General features: G+C 80.2%; 1 pseudogene. It reads right to left on the bottom strand.

What is annotated here, in order from left to right:
- Positions 1 to 555 (bottom strand): annotated as a pseudogene (locus GUI43_RS33315) (SCO7613 C-terminal domain-containing membrane protein); the annotation flags it as partial.

Here is a 555-nt window from a genome sequence, read left to right as displayed (position 1 = left end):
CGGTGGCGGCGGGCCGCGAGCGCCGCGACCAGCGACAGCCCGGCGACGGCCAGCGCGAGCCGGGCCTGCCACCACGGCGGCCCGCCCGCAGCGAACATCGCCACCGCCGCGATCCCGGGCAGCGCGAGCTGCCCGACCAGCAGACCCACACCGGCCACCTCCCGGTACGCGCCGGCCCCCCGTCGGACGGCCAGTGCCAGCCCGACCACGGCGAGCACGCCGAGCGCCACCAGGGCACCGGTCGGGGCGGCCACGGCGACCAGCAGCCCGTGCCCGAGCAGGACGGCACCGCCGAGGGCACGGGTGCGCAGGGCGACCGGTGGGGCGCTCGGGCGGGCCAGCACGGCGAGCAGCAGCGCGACCCCGCCGACCAGGTCGACGGCCACCACCTGAGGCCAGGAGGCCGACCAGCCGGCGGGTACGGCGAACAGCACCGCCACCGCGCCGGCCGTGGCGAGCACCGCCCGCGCGCCACGGGGCAGCAGGAGCGCCGTCGCGCCGATCGCCAGCGCAACCGCGGGTGCCAGCTGCCAACCCCAGCGCAGGTCCGGCCCT

Source organism: Micromonospora noduli, from assembly GCF_003264365.1.
Classification (GTDB): Bacteria; Actinomycetota; Actinomycetes; order Mycobacteriales; family Micromonosporaceae; genus Micromonospora; species Micromonospora noduli.
The sequence above is the reverse complement of the archived record's forward strand: the minus strand, read 5'-3'. Positions and strand labels throughout refer to the sequence as shown.